Annotated in this window: 18 protein-coding genes and 1 tRNA gene; 7 read left to right on the top strand and 12 right to left on the bottom strand. The window is 53.6% G+C overall.

The window, feature by feature from the left end; translation table 11 throughout:
• Positions 1 to 127: 127 nt before the first annotated feature.
• The 8 genes from WNY38_RS03055 to WNY38_RS03020 form a co-directional block, all read right to left on the bottom strand.
• Positions 128 to 2,335 (bottom strand): FAD-dependent oxidoreductase, encoded by a 2,208-nt coding sequence (locus WNY38_RS03055; protein WP_342855853.1) that lies wholly within the window; start codon positions 2,333 to 2,335, stop codon positions 128 to 130.
• Between the two features lie 3 nt (positions 2,336 to 2,338).
• Complete coding sequence (locus tag WNY38_RS03050; protein ID WP_342855852.1) at positions 2,339 to 3,550, bottom strand: acetyl-CoA C-acetyltransferase; 1,212 nt, start codon at positions 3,548 to 3,550, stop codon at positions 2,339 to 2,341.
• A 10-nt stretch (positions 3,551 to 3,560) separates the two neighbouring features.
• Positions 3,561 to 4,196 carry a glutathione S-transferase gene (locus WNY38_RS03045; RefSeq protein ID WP_342855851.1) on the bottom strand — a complete coding sequence of 212 codons (636 nt, stop codon included), beginning with the start codon at positions 4,194 to 4,196 and terminating at the stop codon, positions 3,561 to 3,563.
• Between the two features lie 118 nt (positions 4,197 to 4,314).
• Positions 4,315 to 4,527: a hypothetical protein gene (locus WNY38_RS03040; protein WP_342855850.1), complete on the bottom strand. Its 213-nt coding sequence runs from the start codon at positions 4,525 to 4,527 to the stop codon at positions 4,315 to 4,317.
• 12 nt (positions 4,528 to 4,539) lie between these two features.
• Positions 4,540 to 4,989 carry a GFA family protein gene (locus tag WNY38_RS03035; RefSeq protein ID WP_342855849.1) on the bottom strand — a complete coding sequence of 150 codons (450 nt, stop codon included), beginning with the start codon at positions 4,987 to 4,989 and terminating at the stop codon, positions 4,540 to 4,542.
• Between the two features lie 54 nt (positions 4,990 to 5,043).
• Positions 5,044 to 6,816, bottom strand: coding sequence for an acyl-CoA dehydrogenase C-terminal domain-containing protein (locus tag WNY38_RS03030; protein ID WP_342855848.1), 1,773 nt, complete (start codon positions 6,814 to 6,816; stop codon positions 5,044 to 5,046).
• Between the two features lie 33 nt (positions 6,817 to 6,849).
• Entirely contained in the window at positions 6,850 to 7,248 is a 399-nt protein-coding gene (locus tag WNY38_RS03025; RefSeq protein WP_342855847.1) for a MerR family DNA-binding transcriptional regulator, read from the bottom strand.
• Positions 7,249 to 7,667: 419 nt separating this feature from the next.
• A complete protein-coding gene (locus WNY38_RS03020; RefSeq protein WP_342855846.1) occupies positions 7,668 to 8,033 on the bottom strand; it encodes a MerR family DNA-binding transcriptional regulator in 366 nt (121 codons plus the stop codon).
• A 228-nt stretch (positions 8,034 to 8,261) separates the two neighbouring features.
• On the opposite strand from WNY38_RS03020, the gene WNY38_RS03015 reads away from it, so the two are divergent.
• The 3 genes from WNY38_RS03015 to WNY38_RS03005 are packed head-to-tail and all read left to right on the top strand — an operon-like array spanning position 8,262 to position 10,493.
• On the top strand, positions 8,262 to 8,687 hold the full coding sequence (locus WNY38_RS03015; protein WP_342855845.1) for a PaaI family thioesterase: 426 nt from the start codon (positions 8,262 to 8,264) through the stop codon (positions 8,685 to 8,687).
• Positions 8,684 to 9,172 carry a PaaI family thioesterase gene (locus WNY38_RS03010; RefSeq protein WP_342855844.1) on the top strand — a complete coding sequence of 163 codons (489 nt, stop codon included), beginning with the start codon at positions 8,684 to 8,686 and terminating at the stop codon, positions 9,170 to 9,172. Before WNY38_RS03015 ends, WNY38_RS03010 begins: the two co-directional genes overlap by 4 nt.
• On the top strand, positions 9,165 to 10,493 hold the full coding sequence (locus WNY38_RS03005) for an MATE family efflux transporter (protein WP_342855843.1): 1,329 nt from the start codon (positions 9,165 to 9,167) through the stop codon (positions 10,491 to 10,493). The genes WNY38_RS03010 and WNY38_RS03005 overlap by 8 nt, the downstream gene beginning before the upstream one ends.
• Before the next feature lie 40 nt (positions 10,494 to 10,533).
• Here WNY38_RS03005 and WNY38_RS03000 read toward each other — a convergent pair whose 3' ends face one another.
• Together WNY38_RS03000 and WNY38_RS02995 are read right to left on the bottom strand one after the other, a co-directional pair.
• Positions 10,534 to 11,607, bottom strand: coding sequence for a quinone-dependent dihydroorotate dehydrogenase (locus WNY38_RS03000; RefSeq protein WP_342855842.1), 1,074 nt, complete (start codon positions 11,605 to 11,607; stop codon positions 10,534 to 10,536).
• Positions 11,604 to 11,942, bottom strand: a complete 339-nt coding sequence (locus tag WNY38_RS02995; RefSeq protein ID WP_342856078.1) for a DUF952 domain-containing protein — start codon at positions 11,940 to 11,942, stop codon at positions 11,604 to 11,606. Before WNY38_RS02995 ends, WNY38_RS03000 begins: the two co-directional genes overlap by 4 nt.
• Before the next feature lie 333 nt (positions 11,943 to 12,275).
• Between WNY38_RS02995 and WNY38_RS02990 the strand changes: the two genes are divergently transcribed.
• The 4 genes from WNY38_RS02990 to WNY38_RS02975 all read left to right on the top strand — a co-directional run bounded on the left by WNY38_RS02990 (position 12,276) and on the right by WNY38_RS02975 (position 15,637).
• Positions 12,276 to 12,881, top strand: coding sequence for a TetR/AcrR family transcriptional regulator (locus WNY38_RS02990; protein ID WP_342855841.1), 606 nt, complete (start codon positions 12,276 to 12,278; stop codon positions 12,879 to 12,881).
• A 122-nt stretch (positions 12,882 to 13,003) separates the two neighbouring features.
• On the top strand, positions 13,004 to 14,581 hold the full coding sequence (locus tag WNY38_RS02985) for a bifunctional metallophosphatase/5'-nucleotidase (protein ID WP_342855840.1): 1,578 nt from the start codon (positions 13,004 to 13,006) through the stop codon (positions 14,579 to 14,581).
• A gap of 75 nt (positions 14,582 to 14,656) precedes the next feature.
• The gene (locus WNY38_RS02980) at positions 14,657 to 14,965 is read left to right on the top strand and encodes a DUF1992 domain-containing protein (protein ID WP_342855839.1); all 309 of its coding nucleotides are present in this window, start codon (positions 14,657 to 14,659) and stop codon (positions 14,963 to 14,965) included.
• Positions 14,966 to 14,968: 3 nt separating this feature from the next.
• Positions 14,969 to 15,637 (top strand): SOS response-associated peptidase, encoded by a 669-nt coding sequence (locus tag WNY38_RS02975; RefSeq protein WP_342855838.1) that lies wholly within the window; start codon positions 14,969 to 14,971, stop codon positions 15,635 to 15,637.
• A gap of 58 nt (positions 15,638 to 15,695) precedes the next feature.
• Here the strand turns inward: WNY38_RS02975 and WNY38_RS02970 are convergent.
• Both WNY38_RS02970 and WNY38_RS02965 read right to left on the bottom strand, forming a co-directional pair.
• A tRNA-Gly gene (locus WNY38_RS02970) sits at positions 15,696 to 15,769 on the bottom strand.
• A gap of 107 nt (positions 15,770 to 15,876) precedes the next feature.
• Positions 15,877 to 17,316, bottom strand: coding sequence for a UbiA family prenyltransferase (locus WNY38_RS02965; RefSeq protein WP_342855837.1), 1,440 nt, complete (start codon positions 17,314 to 17,316; stop codon positions 15,877 to 15,879).
• Between the last annotated feature and the right edge of the window lie 55 nt (positions 17,317 to 17,371).

The following is a 17,371-nucleotide window of genomic DNA, read 5'->3' as shown; positions in this document are numbered from 1 at the left end:
CTGCCCTTTTGTCTATGACGGCGAGTCACGTCGCATAACATCTCGAGAATTTGACAGCAGGCCCATCAAAAACGCGCCTCGAATGTTCTGACTATTCGAGGCGCGTTTTGTTTTGGCTGGTAAAGGCCTAGGCCGCTTTGCTGTCTACGCCTGTGCCGAAACGTTCATAAAACGTCTCATTTGCGTCCGCGATGTCGCGCAGCAATGCAGGTGTTTCAAACCGCGAACCATGCGTCGCCGTAAGCTTGTCACACATGTCCACGGCTTTGGCGGCGCCGATGATGTCCAGCCAGCTGAAGGGCCCACCGGACCAAGGCATAAAGCCCCACCCCAAAATCGCGCCGACATCGCCTTCGCGAATATCCGTCAACACGCCGGCTTCCAAAGCACGCACGGCCTCAAGAACCTGCGCCATGATCAAGCGGTGCTGCACCTCATCCAATTCAGGCTGGCTTTCAGCCGTTGGGAACTCATTCGCAAAACCAGTCCAAAGCGCACCACGTTTGCCGCGTTCGTCGTAGTCGTAAAAGCCTGCGTTCACTTTGCGGCCCAACCGTCCTTGGTCTGCCATCCAGAACACAACCTCGTCCACGGCCTCGTCAGGGTAATCATCGCCCATGGCCTCCTTGGTGGCCTTGGCGATTTTCACGCCCAAATCCACAGAAGTCTCATCAATCAATTGCAACGGCCCAAGCGGCATTCCCAAAAGTTTTGCTGCATTCTCAATAAGCGGCAGCTCAACACCTTCGGCCGCCATGCGCACCCCCTCGTTGATGTAAGGGATGATGCAGCGGTTGGCGTAAAAGAACCGCGCGTCATTGACAACAATTGGCGTTTTTCGAATTTGTCTTACGAAATCAAGCGCTTTAGCCACGGCGATGTCGCCAGTCTTTTGACCTTTGATGATCTCGACCAATAGCATTTTGTCCACGGGGCTAAAGAAATGAATGCCGATGAACTGCTCAGGACGCATAGACGCCTTGGCCAATGCGGTGATGGGCAGGGTCGAGGTGTTGGTGGCAAAAATACAGTCTGCGCCAACGATTGCCTCAACTTTGGCTGTGACTTCGGCCTTGACAGACGGGTCTTCGAACACGGCCTCGACAATCAAATCACAGCCCGCAAGCGCGTTGTAATCGGTGGTTGCAGTGATGCGTGCAAGCACGTCGATTTTGCTGTCAGCGGTCTCTTTTTTGCGGGCGATGCCTTTGTCCAAAATACCTTCGGAATAGGATTTGCCTTTGTCTGCGCTTTCTTGTTTGGCGTCGATCAACACAACATCGATCCCCGCCTTGGCCGATACATAGGCGATGCCAGCCCCCATCATGCCAGCGCCGATGATGCCGACGCGTTTGACGGACTGATCGCTTACTTCGGGACGGTTGGCACCTTTTTCCAGCGCCTCTTTGTTGATGAACAAGGACCGGATCATTGCGCCAGACGAGGGGTTCATCAAGACATTGGTGAACCAACGCGCCTCGATCTTAAGAGCTGTGTCAAACGGCACTTGAGCGCCTTCATAGATTGCCGACAACATGGCTTTCGCCGCGGGATAGACGCCCTGCGTTTGGCCGTTGACCATGGCGGAGGCTCCGACAAAGGTCATGAACCCCGCAGGGTGGTAGGGCGCGCCGCCGGGCATTTTCCAACCCTTAGCGTCCCAAGGTTTCAAGATGTCAGCGTCCTTGGCCGAAAGCACCCAAGCCTTGGCCGATGACAATAGCTCATCCGCAGGCACAACCTCGTCGATGACGCCGCTGGCTTTCGCCTTTTTCGGGTCCATCATTTGGCCTTGCAACAAGATCGGCGAGGCTGCCATGGCGCCAAGTTTGCGTGAAATCCGCGTTGTGCCGCCCGCACCGGGAAAGATTCCGACTTTGATCTCTGGCAGGCCGATTTTGGCTTTCGCATTGTCCGCCGCGAAAATGCGGTGACAGGCCTGTGGCAATTCCAACCCGATGCCAAGCGCCGTGCCAGTCAGAGCCGCTGCAATCGGTTTGCCGCCTTTGTTGGTCTTGGGGTCCATGCCTGCGCGCTCAATCTTGCGCAAGATTGCGTGCATCGCCATCGTGCCCTCGAACAGCCCTTTGGCGGGGTTGTCGCCCGCGCTGTTTTTCATCGCGGCGATGATGTTCAAATCCATCCCGCCCGCGAATGTGTCTTTGCCCGAGGTGATCACCACGCCTTTGACGCTATCGTCTGTCAGGGCTGCATCGATATGAGCGTCCAGATCCGCAAGGCCTTCGAGCGAGAGGACATTCATGCTTTTGGCGGTGACGTCCCACGTGATAACGGCGACGCCGTCTGTGTCGATTTCATATGTAAAATCTGTCATCTGTTACATCCGTTCAATGATGGTTGCAGCACCCATGCCAGAGGCAATGCACAGCGTCGCCAAGCCCACGCCTTTGCCGGTGCGTTCCAGCTCGTCCAAAAGTGTGCCGATGATCATCGCCCCTGTGGCCCCAAGTGGGTGACCCATGGCAATCGATCCGCCGTTGACGTTAACTATGGAGCTGTCGACATCAAAGGCCTGCATAAAGCGCAAAACGACAGAGGCAAATGCTTCGTTCACCTCAAACAAATCGATATCAGAAATAGTCATGCCATTGTCGGCAAGAATTTTTTGTGTCGCGGGCACGGGGCCTGTCAGCATGATGGTGGGGTCTGTGCCGATTTTCGCGGTGGCACGAATACGCGCGCGAGGTTTTAGTCCGAATTTTTCACCAAATTCTTTGTTGCCGATCAGCACAGCGGCGGAGCCATCAACGATGCCCGATGAGTTGCCCGCATGGTGGATGTGATTGATCGCTTCCAAATGGGGGTATTTCATCAAGGCGACTCTATCAAAGCCGGGCATCACTTCGCCCATGTCTTTGAACGCAGGTCTTAACTTGGTAAGTGCTTCGATATCGGTGCCTGGGCGCATGTATTCGTCTGTGTCCAAAATGGTCAAGCCGTTTTGGTCCAGCACTGGCACGATTGAGCCCTTGAAACGACCGTCAGCCCAAGCCATTGCCGCACGCTTTTGCGACTCGACCGCCAAAGCGTCGGCATCTTCGCGGGTGAAGCCAAATTCGGTGGCGATGATATCGGCGGAAATGCCTTGGGGGACGAAATAGGTGTCCATCGCGATGCTCGGGTCGACCGCAATCGCCGCCCCGTCAGAGCCCATGGGCACGCGACCCATCATTTCTACACCGCCAGCGATATAGGCCATGCCAGCCCCGCCTTTGATTTGGTTTGCGGCCAGATTGACAGCTTCCATGCCTGAGGCGCAAAACCGATTGATCGCAAGGCCAGGGATGCGTTCATCAAGATCTGAGGCCAAAACTGCCGTGCGTGCCAAGCAGCCGCCTTGTTCACCAACTTGGGTCACATTGCCCCATATCACGTCCTCGACGGCGTGGCCGGTCAGCCCACTGCGGGTCTTGATGGCGTTGAGCATCTGCGCAGACAGGCGCGCGGCGGTGACCTCGTGCAGGCTGCCGTCTTTGCGGCCTTTGCCACGGGGGCTGCGCACCGCGTCGTAAATATATGCCTCAGTCATGTGTTCCTCCTCAGGCCCGATCCGCAGGGGATCCGGGCATCATATCGTAGGGGTGTTTCCAACCGGCAAGGCTTTCGATATTTCCCAGCCAGTGGTCAATATTGGGCCATTCGGCCCGTTTGAACCCAAAGGGTTCAGGGTAAAACAAGTAGCCGCAGCAAGCCGTGTCAGCGATGGTGACATCGTCGCCAACCAACCAGTCGCGGCCTTCCAGTGCTTTATCGAGCACCTTGAGTGCAGCCATCATACGACCCGTCGTAAAGGCGATCACATCAGGTGAGCGTTTCTCGGGGGCTAGGAAGTTGGTTAAAAACCGCAAGCCGCCAGCCGTGCCGGACATTTTTTGATTGTCCCACAGCACCCAGCGCAACACTTCGCGCGCGTCTGTGGGTGTTTTGCCACCCAGCTTGCCGGATGTATCGACCGAGTAGTGTTGGATCACACCAGATTGGCTTAGCTTGACATCGCCATCAATGAAATAGGGGACTTCGCCCATGATATTCATTTCAAGATATTCAGGTGTGCGCGCAGCACCGTTGAAAAAATCGACATAGACCGGTTCCCAGTCGATGCCGCATAAAGTGAGTGTGAGCGCCGCCTTGTAGGCATTGCCGCTTTCGCCGAAGCAATAAAGTTGAGCTGTCATTATTGGCCCTCCGTTTGAATATACATAGGGATGATCCGGCACGATATTAGGGGCGCGGTCAAGAAACTAGAGGCCGAATTGCCGTGAGGATCGGAAGCGATATAGTGCGTGGCGCGTCTCATTTTTTCCGTTCCTCCAAATCCGAATTGAACACCCGTAAGCGATGCTCAAGCTTTTCTTGATGCGTCACGGAAGAGAAGTTTTCGAAAAGAAAAGACAGTGCCTCTCCTTCATCCAAACCCGCCTCCCGCGAGAATGACTTGAGACGACGATAGCCATCTTCGGTCATTGAAACAGAAAAACGCCGCGTCATTCTAAATCGTTTGGGCATTGTAACGCTCCGTCATTTTTCAAAGGTTTGGTTGCTTATCACGCCGGTCGAATATGTTTCGATCTGGGGCAGATCGTTGAGGCCCGCAAGCCACGGGCACCGCGAGTCTACCCCGTGCTGACGTATAGGGGTATATGAGAAATCCGCTGGCAAAGTGGCGGCTGTAATTTCAATGCTATCACTGTCGTGAAAATTGAAAAACAGCGGTGTGCCGCAGGTGCCGCAAAATCCACGATCTGCGCGGTTGGATGAGGCAAAGCGAACAGGGGTGCCGTGCCAGATGATCCGATCTTGCGGGATTTCTAGAAAGGCCGCAAAAGGCGCAGCCATCGCGCGTTGACACATGCGACAATGACACAAAGTGGCTTTGGTGGGGCCTGCGGATATATCGTAGCGGACTGCGCCACATTGGCATCCGCCTCTTGTTGCGGGTGTGTCGCGCCAAAGGTCTGGGTCGTTCATTTGGGCTCCTGACATCAAAGCGCCCCGCCGAAACGGAGCGCTGTTTGTGTCAGCTTAGAATGCTTCTGTGGACAATGCCATGACAGGATCAGCACCACTCTCAACACGTTTCAACAGTGTCGTTGTCATCGGCAACTGACGGGCCATGAAGTAGCGCGCCGTGATCAGTTTGTTCTTGTGGAACTCGGGGTCTTCAGTGCCGTTTGCCAGCGCGTTCAGCGATGCTTGCGCCATGCGGCCCCACATCAACCCCAATGAGACATACCCAAACAGATGCATAAAATCATAGGACCCAGCCAGCGCTGCATTTGGATTTTTCATACCGTTTTGCATGAAATACATGGCCGCGGCCTGAAGGTCTTTTGAGGCGGCCTTAAGTGGAGTTGTAAAGTCTTCCATCTCAGGCGCATCAGCCGATTTGCAGAATGATTTGACCATATCGAAATAGGCCATCACATGTTTGCCGCCGTCTTGGGCCAGCTTGCGCCCGACAAGATCAAGCGCTTGCACGCCATTGGCACCTTCATAGATCATCGCGATACGCGCATCGCGGGTGAATTGCGACATGCCCCATTCTTCAATGTAGCCGTGACCACCAAAGACTTGCTGCGCATTCACGGTCGCTTCATAGCCCTTGTCCGTCAGGAAACCTTTGAGCACAGGGGTCATCAGCGAGATCAGCCCCTCGGCGTCTTTGTCTCCGCCTTTGTGCCCTGCATCAATCATAGACGCGCCCCAAAGCATAAACGCCCGCGCGCCCTCGATGAAAGACTTTTGATCCATCAAGTTGCGGCGAATGTCTGGGTGGACGATTAAAGGATCGGCAGGGCCAGTTGGATTTTGGGCGCCTGTCACAGCGCGCCCCTGCAGGCGATCTTTGGCGTAGATGACGGCGTTTTGATAGGCGGCTTCCGCTTGGGCCAGCCCTTGCATCGCCACGCCAATCCGCGCCTCATTCATCATGGTGAACATGGCGCGCATGCCTTTGTTCAGATCACCCAGCAAATAACCCGTTGCGCCGTCGTAGTTCATCACGCATGTCGAATTGCCGTGAATACCCATTTTTTCCTCGAGCGATCCCACTGAGACACCATTGCGATCGCCAAGGCTGGCGTCCGCGTTCACGTTGAACTTCGGGACGATAAACAGCGACACGCCTTTGATGCCTTCCGGTCCACCAGGTACTTTTGCAAGCACAAGATGAATAACGTTGCTCGACATGTCGTGATCGCCAGAGGAGATGAAAATCTTTTGTCCGGACAGTTTGTAAGACCCGTCATCTTGCGGCTCGGCTTTGGTGCGCATCAGCCCCAAATCGGTCCCGCAATGAGGTTCTGTCAGGTTCATCGTGCCGGTCCATTCGCAGGACACCATTTTTGGCAGATAAGTCGTCTTTTGATCGTCTGTGCCGTGCACCAAGATTGCGGAGGCAGCACCATGGGTGAGGCCGTGATACATGGTGAAAGCTTGGTTCGCCGCTGAAAACAGCTCGCCCACAGCTGTGGCCACCACATAAGGCAGGTCTTGGCCGCCGAAGTCTTCGGGCATGTCCAAACCCGGCCAGCCCCCATCTTTGATTTGCGCGAAGGCCTCTTTAAACCCTGTCGGCGTGATCACCACGCCATTCTCCAATCGGCACCCTTCTGTGTCGCCTGTGCGATTTAGGGGCGCAAGCACATCTGAGGCCAACGCACCAGCGGCCTCTAAAACGGCTAGGGTAAACTCTGCATCCAGATCGCTATATCCCGGCGTCGGGGCACCTGAAATATTAAGCACATCGTGCAAGACATATTGAATGTCTTTGGTCGGAGCTGTGTAATTGGGCATGTCGGCCTCCCTGTTTTTTTTCGGCGGGAGGGCCTAGTCTGCCGTCTCCCGTACAAGTGTGTTGTCGAGCGTGCTTTGCACCCACGCCATTTGTTCATCCAACTCGGCAAGAACCTGTTGAAGGTCCTCAACCTGTTGTTCAAGGTCGGTCTTGCGCGTTTTATAGGCGTCAAGCGCGCCCTCAAGTTGTTTTTTCCCTGCGTCTTCTTCGCTGTATAGTTCCAGAAGTTGACGAATTTGTTCCAGAGCGAACCCAAAACGTTTTCCGCGCAAGATGAGTTTCAATCGCGCCCGATCCCGGCGCGTGAACAGGCGCCTTTGGCCCTCTCGGATTGGAAACAAAAGTTCCTTTGCTTCATAAAATCGCAAGGTGCGCGGCGTCACATCATATGCGTCGCACATCTCGCGAATGGTCATCACCTCGTTAGTCATAATCAGTTCGCTCCAGTTCGGGTGTGCGTTAGCTTGGTCGGGCTCTTGCGGCCATCTGGTGCGGAATGATTTCTCTCGCTCGACACTACAAGCTTCGTCAGCACAGATGTAAACGTAACGTGACGTCATTCTCTACATGGTAAAATTTTCGACTCATTCCTTACAGAGCCTGCGAAACATTATTCCCCGTCAAGTCACAAAAACGGTTTGGGTGAAAAGGTCTATTTGGCCGAAATTCCTGAGATTTTGGTGTTTATATCGATTTGCTCAGTATCGAGTTTGGCCTGACCAACGCATGGAATCAAGCCTCAATGGCGATGCCCGATGTGCTCAAAACGGTGGTCTCCTTAAAAACGACGTTGCGTCGTTTCGCGCAAGTGTTGAAGGTCTTTGGTCCTTCAAAGGCAGTCGGGCTGCTTTTAGTGCTTTTCGATCATATTTTGGCGCAGCTGACTCAGCTCAGAAATAGCAGATTCGATTTCTAGTTGTTGACGTTGCAATTCGGTCAGCTGGCGATCTGCAAGGGCGACAAAAGCGTCAGATTGCGCGACCGTGCCCTCTTCATTGTAAAGCAAAAGCCACTGACGTATTTCTTCAAGTGAAAATCCATACTTTCGCCCGCGCAAAATCAATTTCATTCGTGCCAATTCGCGGGTCGTATAAAACCTGCTGCGCCCCTCTTTTTCAGGCGATAGCAATTCGATGTACTCGTAGTAACGCAGTGTGCGTGGAGTCACATCAAACTTGGAACACATCTCTTTGAACGTGAGGCGTTCGTTTGGCATAGGCGAATTCTCCTTGTATTAAAACTAAACCTTCTCGCGCCTGCTTGCAATGTGGTTCGACAATTTTCGAACGAGACATATAGAAACTAGCGCACAGTTCGCTGGTCATATATGGATCATACTTGACGCAAGTTTGCGTAGCTCACCCTGTCGACGCAGTCTAAATTATTGCGACCAACGGCGGGGGCACACTATCAATGGTCGTAATTGTAACTTGAATCGGATCTCATGGCACAATCTCGCACAAACACTGCCGCGCAGTTCATTTCCGCTTTGCCGCACGCGCAGGCTCTTGGGCTGTCGCTCACCCGTATCGGTTCTGGCGATGCTGAAATCAGTTTGCCCTATGACGAAGCCTTGATTGGTGACCTTGAAACGGGTGTGATTCATGGCGGGGCCGTCTCTGCGCTGATGGACACTTGTTGTGGCGCGGCAGTGATGGCACATCCAGACGCAGGGACTGCCACAGCCACGATCGATTTGCGCATCGACTATATGCGTGTGGCTGTGCCGAAGACAACAATTGTGGCCTTTGCCGAGTGTTTTCACATGACCGGCTCGGTCGCCTTTGTGCGAGCGACGGCGCATGACGGGACATCCAAAACCCCAGTTGCAACCGCGACGGGTACATTTGCAGTGGAGCGTGGAATGTGAAGCGCGCTGCACCCGAACCTGTAAAAGTCGTCAAAATCCGACGCAATTCTGCGCTCGAAGCTCTCAAAGCACGCGCGCCCTATGCGGCCTATCTTGGGGTCGAGTTTGAACGTCATGGCGATGAGTTGACCACGGTTTTGCCATTTCGTGCCGATCTTGTCGGCAATCCTACCCTACAAGCGCTCCATGGTGGCGCCATCGCGGCTTTCTTGGAAATTACGGCGCAAGTCGTACTCAGTTGGTCCGTTATGTGGCCGATGATTGAGGCTGGCGGTATAGTTGAGACTGTGCCTGCCTTGCCCAAAACCATTGACCTCACTGTGGACTATCTGCGATCCGGATTGCCACGCGATGCCTATGCGCGCGCACAGATAACACGTGCGGGACGTCGATTTTCATCGGTCCATGTTCATGCGTGGCAGGACAATTTTGATCGTCCTTTCGCTATGGCAACGGGACATTTTATGATGCCGACTTATGGCTGATGCAACTTCGCTAACGGGCGAGCTTACTCATAAACGTGTGCTCTCAATTGCGGTGCCTATCGTGTTGTCCAATGCGACAGTGCCAATCCTTGGCGCCGTCGATACAGGCGTCGTCGGGCAGTTGGGCGAAGCGGTGCCGATTGGTGCTGTGGCGATAGGCACGGTTATATTGTCGTCGATTTTTTGGCTGTTTGGGTTCTTGCGCATGGGCACCACAGGGCTTGTGGCGCAGGCGCGCGGCGCAGGGGATGCCGGTGAAGTGTCCGCGCTATTGTCGCGTGTCCTGATGATTGCTTTTTCGGCAGGTGTGGTGTTGATCGTGTTTCAAGTTCCGATCTTGTGGGCTGCGTTTCGATTGGCGCCTGCGTCAGCCGAAGTGGAAACGCTTGCGCGCAACTATATTGGCATCCGTATTTGGTCTGCGCCTTTTGCCATTGCGATTTTTGGCTTCACGGGTTGGCTGATCGCGTCCGAGCGCAGCCGTTCGGTTTTGATGCTGCAACTGTGGATGAATGGACTGAATGTCGTATTGGATTTGTGGTTCGTTCTTGGACTTGATTGGGGGGTGCAGGGCGTTGCCATCGCCACCGTTGTCGCCGAAGTCACCGGTGCGATGTTTGGCCTATATCTGTGTCGTTCTGCGCTAGGGCATCCTGATTGGAAATCCGTGGCCAAGGTCTTTGACATGGCGCAGTTGACCAATATGGCCCGCGTGAACACTGACATCATGATCCGGTCCATTTTGCTTTTGTCCATTATGGTGAGCTTTGCATTTTTCGGTGCAGGCTTTGGCGATCTGACTTTGGCGGCCAACCACATTTTGATGCAATTTATCTCGATCACGGCCTATGCTATGGATGGGTTCGCCTTCACCGCAGAAGTGATTGTGGGACAAGCCTTGGGGGCACGATCCCGAAGCGCCTTGCGACAAGGCGCGATCATGTCGTCGATATGGGGTTTGGGCTCCGCAATCCTTATGACCTTGGTGTTTGCAGTGTTCGGCGGCGCGATTATCGATACCATGACCACCGCGCCAGACGTGCAGTTCGAGGCGCGCAGGTTCCTGCCGTGGATGATCGCCGTGCCTCTCGCTGGTATTGGCGCATGGATGCTCGACGGTATTTTTATTGGCGCGACCCGTACCCGCGATATGCGCAATATGAGTGCGCTCAGCTTGCTGATCTATCTTGGGGCGGTTTATGCACTGACGCCGCTGTTTGGCGCGCATGGGCTTTGGGCGGCTTTGCTGATGAGCTATCTGGCACGCGGTGCGACTTTGGCGTGGAAATATCCTGCACTGGAATATGATGCGGAGCGCTAGACGCTCCGCATTTTAGTGGCTTTGTTTGGGCTGCAGGGCTTTACAGCCAGTCGCTGCGTTTTGTTCCAACGGCGTCCGACACATGTTCAAACCCACCGGCCTTTAGCAAATCGTCCAAGCCACGGGCAATTTGGGGCGCGAGCGACAATCCCGAATAGACCATAGCAGAATACAGCTGCACCACGGATGCACCTGCGCAAATTTTGGTATAGGCATCTAGGGCAGAGGACACGCCGCCAACCCCGATCAAAGGCACTTCGTCGCGCAAAATATTGGACAGTTGCGCAAGTACTTTTGTTGACTTTTCGAACAATGGGGCGCCCGAAAGTCCGCCCATTTCTCCTTTATGAGCACTTTTCAAACCGTCGCGCGATAGCGTGGTGTTGGTCGCAATTACGCCATCGATACCAGAAGTCTTGGCGACCTCTGCGATTTCAGCGATCTCAGTCGCATCGAGATCAGGGGCAATTTTGAGGAACACCGGCACCTCATGATCAAGACCTTTACGCGCATCCATAACGCCCGCAAGCAGCGCTTGAAGTGCTTCAGGACCTTGTAAATCGCGCAGTTTTTCGGTGTTGGGAGACGACACATTCACTGTCGCGAAATCAACGAAATTTCCGCAATGGGCCAAGACTTGCGCGAAATCTGCGGCGCGATCTTCGCTGTCTTTGTTGGCTCCTAGATTTAACCCAACAGGCACGTCAGAGTGATTGTTAGACAGGCGGCAGCGGGCAAGACGGCTGGCGATAGGCTCCATGCCTTCGTTATTAAACCCAAAGCGATTGATCACGGCGCGGTCTTCGGTCAGGCGAAACAAGCGCGGTTTAGGATTCCCAGGTTGGGCGCGCGGCGTTGCGGCCCCAATTTCGATAAACCCGAACCCTGAACGTGATAGCTGTGCGACGGCTTCGGCGTTTTTGTCAAAACCCGCAGCCAAACCGATGGGGTTTGGCATCTCTAGGCCTGCAAAACTTGTTTTGAGGCGCGACGATGTCACTGGTCCCGGCAATGGTGCGAGACCTGCGCGCAAAGCTGTCAGCGCAAAGTGATGCGCTTTCTCAGGATCGACTTTTCGCAGGACCTTCAGGCCAAGTTGTTCTGTTAGGCTCATAGCATGTCCTTTGGAAAAACATGGGTGTCGCCATCGATTGGCAAAGGTTTAGACCAGACCACGTCGTCAAGGCGTAACTTGCGATACAAATGTGGAAACAGCGCGCCCCCGCGTGAGGGTTCCCATTTCAATTCGCCTACCATGCCGTCTGTGTCGCAGGCCAGTAAGACCAGGCCTTCGATGCCTGAAAACCATTTGGCTGCGGTCTCAACGGCTTGATCAGCTGTTGAGAAATGCACAAAGCCATCGGCCAAATCAACGGGCGCACCTGCCGTTTCGCCGGCGGCTTTTAGTGCTGCCCATTCATCTGAGCGGAATATTTTATAAATTAACATATCCGCGTGATGCCAGCGTGCAGCGGAACCGTCAATAAAAATTAAAGCCAGCGGCTCAGGTGCTTTTGGATGAAAGGAATGATCAGATAGACCATTGTCATCACGATGATCGGGACCATGATCACGTTTCGTTGCCAAATACCCCAGCCTTGAGTGACAGGCATGAGCGTATAAAGAAGCAGTGTGACGAAGGGGTAGACGAAGATGAGCACGAAGGCTGCAAATCGAAGTCGGGAGGGTTTACGAGATGTGTTTGTCATGGGATACCCTTAATGGAACGGTGTGTCTCGTTTTATATGAACGATTCGTCTCGTTAAGTAAAGGGCAAAAAAAATGACGCAAAATGCAGTCGGTAAAAATGAAGTCGGTAAAATCGCACAACGTCGCTCGATTGGGGCACGTAAAAATCCCAATGCTGAAGCAGCCATTTTGGATGCAGCTTTGACACTTTTGCAAAGCAAAGGGGTTAAAGGACTGACCATGGATGCTGTCGCGAAAGAGGCAAAGGCAGGAAAAGCAACGATTTATCGTTGGTGGCCCACAAGAGGCGCGCTTTTGCTTGGGATCTATGCCCGTATAAAAGGACCACACACGCATTCGGATACAGGGCATATCGAAACCGACATCGCAGCTTTTTTGGACTATGTCTTTGAATTTTGGCGTGGTGACGCAGGCCCCGTGTTCGCATTGATTATCGCTGAGGCACAAAGTGATGCAAGTGTGGCCGAGGCTTTGGCTCAGTATCGCGCGGAACGGATTAAAGACTGGCTTGTTGTCATTGACCGTGCAGCAGAGCGCGGCGAATTGAATGTGACATTGGAGCGAGAGCAGATCGCGGATGCCATCATCGCTGTGGCATGGCACCATCTTTTGACCAACCGCTTGCACGTCAAGGGGGCCGAGCTTGTTCAGGTCCTAGGTTTTGGTATTTTGAAGTGACGGAAAACTGCCTGTCATATAGGCGTTGCAGGGTTGTGCCACAGCTTGGCGTAACGGCATCTTTGACTCAACGGTCAGACATGCCGCAGGTTAAGGAATCAAACAATTAGGGGGGCAGTTTTATGCTCAAAAAAATTCTCACAACATCTGCGATCGTCGCGCTGTCAACAAGTGCAGCCCATGCCGATTACACGCTGCATGTGCTTCATATCAACGATCAGCACAGCCGGATCGAACCGATAACCAAATACGACAATACGTGTTCTGACGAAGACAACACCGAAGGCAAATGCTTTGGTGGCTCCGCGCGTATTGCGACGAAGATCAACCAACTGCGCGATGAGTTGGCCGGTGAAAACGTGATCGTTTTGGATGCGGGGGATCAATACCAGGGCTCCTTGATGTACACGACCTACAAAGGCGACGTGGAAATCGAGATGATGAACCGGATCGGTTTTGACGCCATGGCTGTGGGTAACCATGAGTTTGACGATGGCGACGCGGGCCTTGAAAAGCTTGCGACACATGCTGAATTCCCAGTGGTTTCCGGCAACATCGACGTGTCTGCCTCCAACATGCTTGCGGGCAAGATTAAAGATCACGTCGTGCTTGAAATCGGCGGCGAAAAGATCGGGATCATCTCTGCTCTGTCCACCGATACTGTCGAAACCTCCAGCCCGTCTGAGGCTGTTATCTTTTCTGATGAGATCGAAAGCCTGCAAGAAGACGCGGACGCGTTGACAGCAGAAGGCGTGACCAAAATCATCGCCCTGAACCACGTCGGTGTGACAAAAGATCTTAAAATCGCTGAGCAAGTCTCCGGTCTCGATGCTGTCGTCGGCGGCCACTCCCACACGAAATTCTCAAACGAAAAAGACGCCAATGGCTATGCCTATGAGGGCGTTTACGCTTACCCAACCATGGTTGGCAACGTGCCTGTGGTTCAGGCTTATGCCTATTCCAAATATGTCGGCCATCTCGTCCTGACATTCGATGATAACGGCACGCTTTTGTCCGCAACCGGTGACACCATCTTGCTCGACGATTCCGTGGCAGAAGATGCCGCGATCAAAACACGCGTTGCCGAGCTCGCAGGTCCGATCCAAGAGCTTAAAAACAAAGTCGTGGCTGATGTGTCCGGCGATATCGACAACTCCGTTTGCCGTGCAGAAGAATGTCAGATGGGCACGCTCGTGGCAGACGCCATGCTCGATCGTGTGAAAGATCAAGGCATCGAAATCGCACTTCAAAACGGCGGCGGCGTCCGCGCGACGATTGGTGCTGGCCAAGTCACAATGGGCGCAGTGCTCACAGTTCTGCCATTCCAAAACACATTGTCCACATTCCAAGTGACTGGCGCGACCATGGTTGAAGCACTTGAAAACGGCGTGTCTCAAATTGAAGAGGGCGCAGGCCGTTTCCCACAAGTGGCCGGCATGGCCTTCACTGTGGATCCTGCAGCTGAGGCTGGCGCGCGGATCTCCGACGTGATGGTTGGCGGTGCGCCGATTGAGATGGACAAGCTTTACGGCGTTGTGTCCAACAACTACGTGCGCAATGGCGGCGACGGTTACAAAATGTTCGGCGATGCGGTGAATGTCTATGATTTCGGCCCAGACCTTGCTGATGTTCTGGCCGACTACTTGATCGAACATGCCCCTTACCAGCCCTACACAGATGGTCGCATCACTGTGAAATAAGCGCATCTGATTTGCGTCTAGAAACGATGGAAAGCTCCCGCTACACTGTGGGGGCTTTTTCTATGGAGACCGCCCATGAAACACCCGCTTGAAGACCTGATTGAGGCTAAAATTGCTGCGGCCCAAGCTGACGGCGCCTTTGATAATCTTGAGGGCATGGGCAAGCCACTTGCGCCTTGTGATGATCCTGAAAACATCTTGTTTTCACGCGTGGTGCGCGATCACGGTGGCGCGCCTGAGTTTGTGATTTTGGCACGTGAATTGGCGGATATGCGTATCGTGCTGACTGAGACTGGTGATCGCACGCGGCGCTATGAAATCATGAAAGAGATGTCGATGATGGAGGCCAAAATCGACATCGCCCGCAAGCAGTTCAGCCGCTAGATCATGTGTGGTCGCTACGCCTATACCTTGCCACATGAGGCGATGCGCCAGATGTTTGGCGCTGTGGTGGCGAATGATTTGCCCATAGTGCCGAATTTCAATGTCTGCCCGACGGATCAAGTGCATGTGGTCTATTCATCGGGTGATATCCGCAGACTTGGTGCGATGCGCTGGGGTTTTACGCCCTCGTGGTACAGGGCTTTGAATGATGGGCCGTTACTGATCAATGCGCGGGCCGAAACTATTGCGGACAAACCTGCCTTTCGCGAGGCGTGTCGGACACGACGCTGCATCATTCCGATGTCAGGGTTTTATGAATGGGACCGCGCAGGCGATGAAAAATTGCCGTGGTACATTAGGCCGTCACATGGTGGTGCCTTTGCTTTCGCGGGGATCTGGCAAGACTGGAAGCAGGCGGGCGATCAGGGCGGTGAGCGACGGCAAACCTGCGCAATGGTCACGACAGGCGCCAATGCCGCGATGGGCAAAATTCACCACAGGATGCCTGTGTTTTTGGCTGAAAAAGATTGGGGATTGTGGCTGGGTGAACAGGGCCACGGTGCGGCCACTTTAATGCGCCCTGCTGATGAAGACGCGATGCAGTTTCATCGTGTTAGCACTGAAGTAAATTCAAATCGTGCCTCAGGGCCGCAGCTGATTGAGCCCATTTAGCCGAACGCAATTAATCCAGCGGTGTTGCAAAGCTAACTAACAATGTCAGGGGATATATTGGAGCGGGCGACGGGAATCGAACCCGTGTCATCAGCTTGGAAGGCTGAGGTCTTACCATTACACAACGCCCGCTCTGTGCCCCGTGATTATTTCAAAGGGGATGGGGCGTCAAGCAAGATGTCGGACCTTTTTGCATATGCTTATGTGTAAGCTTGCCACAATATGTCATCAATCTACGATCAAACCGCTATTGAGGCCAACAAAACAAATCCCACTATCAAAAAACCACAGACGCGGCTGATGCGGTCTTTCACGGCATAAACGATCGGATCATCATGCATTTCGCCGCGGTGGGTGACCATGGCGACCCACGAGAGCCAAAACAATAACACCAAACAGATGCCCCAAAGCACAGGCGGATTTGCATATAAAAGCGACACAGAGGGCGAATTGATGTAGAGTGCCAAAACCATCACCGAGACATAGCCAGAGGCGATCGACATTTGCGACACGATGGCCAAATCATCAACGCGGTAGCCGCGCCCTGATGGGGCTAACTTGCCGGCTTTCGCGTTATCAACCAATTCGCCTTGGCGTTTGATTGCCGCCAAGGCGAAGAAAAAGAATACGGAAAAGGCCAAAAGCCACACTGAAATGACCACGCCTGCAGCGACACCGCCTGCGATGATGCGCATGGTGTAGAGACCAGACAGGACGCAGATATCGATCACCATGCGGCGTTTGAAATAGAACGAATACCCTGTGGTGGCGGCGAAATAGAGCGCCAGAACCAGTAAAAACACTGGCCCAACCAAAAGCGATAGGACTGCGCCAGCGCCCAGCAATCCTGCGGCCATGCCGGTGCCGTGGCGCATGGGAACGCTGCCTGCCGCAAACGGTCTTTGGCATTTGCGTGGATGCGCGCGGTCGGCATCAAGATCCAGCAAGTCATTGATTACATAAACAGAGGATGCGATTAGGCTAAAGGCCATAAACGCCATGATCCCCAAAAATAGTGTGGCCATATCCAATTGATGCGCCAAAAAAATTGGCACAAACACAAGGATATTTTTCACCCACTGATGGGGGCGCAAGGCTTTTAAATAGGGTTTGATGTCTACGGTGTCTCGGCCAAGATGGGTGATGTCTTTGCCCAAGGATTCTGCCTTTATGCGCAGCGCTTTGTGGGCATTGACGGTGACGATCTTGGTTGCTGCTTGCCAAACAGGTAAATCCGCATCGGTGTCACCCATATAGGCAAATCCAACATCACCGTAAGTCTTGGCCAAAAATTCGGCTTTGTTCGGACCTTTAAGGTTAATCGAGTCGCTTGACCCGTGCACTGCATCAAACACACCCAAATGAGCCGCAATTTGATCGGCTAGACTTTGATTGGTAGCTGTCACCAAAGCGACTTTTCCGCCACCTGACTTCCATGATGCAATATAATCCAAAACGTCTGAATTATAGGGCAGGGTGGTCACGTCTACATCGCTGGCGTCCGTCAATTCTGCTTTGAGTGCTGCTTTGCCTTTGCTCAAAGATCGGACAGCCTTGATGGCCGATCCCCAGTCTTTAGACGCTGCATTCCAAAAGGTTTCCAGCAGCATATCTGAATTGAGCAATGTCCCGTCAAGGTCCACGGCCAGCATCATGGTGGTGTCTGAGATCTCGCTCACTGCCTCGTATCCTTTTGCTGCTATCAGCTGTCGCGGTCTGTTGCCGCCGTTTTCT

It is taken from the genome of Pacificibacter sp. AS14 (assembly GCF_038899935.1).
Taxonomy (GTDB): Bacteria; Pseudomonadota; Alphaproteobacteria; order Rhodobacterales; family Rhodobacteraceae; genus Celeribacter.
This window is presented reverse-complemented; position numbering and strand designations above follow the sequence as displayed.

Coding starts and splice junctions, on each gene's coding strand:
- WNY38_RS03035 (WP_342855849.1), bottom strand. CDS start 4,989: ATGAACGACCCAGACCTTTGGCGCGACACACCCGCAACAAGAGGCGGA.
- WNY38_RS03045 (WP_342855851.1), bottom strand. CDS start 4,196: ATGACAGCTCAACTTTATTGCTTCGGCGAAAGCGGCAATGCCTACAAG.
- WNY38_RS03015 (WP_342855845.1), top strand. CDS start 8,262: ATGGCACAATCTCGCACAAACACTGCCGCGCAGTTCATTTCCGCTTTG.
- WNY38_RS03025 (WP_342855847.1), bottom strand. CDS start 7,248: ATGACTAACGAGGTGATGACCATTCGCGAGATGTGCGACGCATATGAT.
- WNY38_RS03000 (WP_342855842.1), bottom strand. CDS start 11,607: ATGAGCCTAACAGAACAACTTGGCCTGAAGGTCCTGCGAAAAGTCGAT.
- WNY38_RS03055 (WP_342855853.1), bottom strand. CDS start 2,335: ATGACAGATTTTACATATGAAATCGACACAGACGGCGTCGCCGTTATC.
- WNY38_RS03040 (WP_342855850.1), bottom strand. CDS start 4,527: ATGCCCAAACGATTTAGAATGACGCGGCGTTTTTCTGTTTCAATGACC.
- WNY38_RS02990 (WP_342855841.1), top strand. CDS start 12,276: ATGACGCAAAATGCAGTCGGTAAAAATGAAGTCGGTAAAATCGCACAA.
- WNY38_RS03050 (WP_342855852.1), bottom strand. CDS start 3,550: ATGACTGAGGCATATATTTACGACGCGGTGCGCAGCCCCCGTGGCAAA.
- WNY38_RS03030 (WP_342855848.1), bottom strand. CDS start 6,816: ATGCCCAATTACACAGCTCCGACCAAAGACATTCAATATGTCTTGCAC.
- WNY38_RS02985 (WP_342855840.1), top strand. CDS start 13,004: ATGCTCAAAAAAATTCTCACAACATCTGCGATCGTCGCGCTGTCAACA.
- WNY38_RS03020 (WP_342855846.1), bottom strand. CDS start 8,033: ATGCCAAACGAACGCCTCACGTTCAAAGAGATGTGTTCCAAGTTTGAT.
- WNY38_RS03005 (WP_342855843.1), top strand. CDS start 9,165: ATGGCTGATGCAACTTCGCTAACGGGCGAGCTTACTCATAAACGTGTG.
- WNY38_RS02975 (WP_342855838.1), top strand. CDS start 14,969: ATGTGTGGTCGCTACGCCTATACCTTGCCACATGAGGCGATGCGCCAG.
- WNY38_RS02980 (WP_342855839.1), top strand. CDS start 14,657: ATGAAACACCCGCTTGAAGACCTGATTGAGGCTAAAATTGCTGCGGCC.
- WNY38_RS02995 (WP_342856078.1), bottom strand. CDS start 11,942: ATGTTAATTTATAAAATATTCCGCTCAGATGAATGGGCAGCACTAAAA.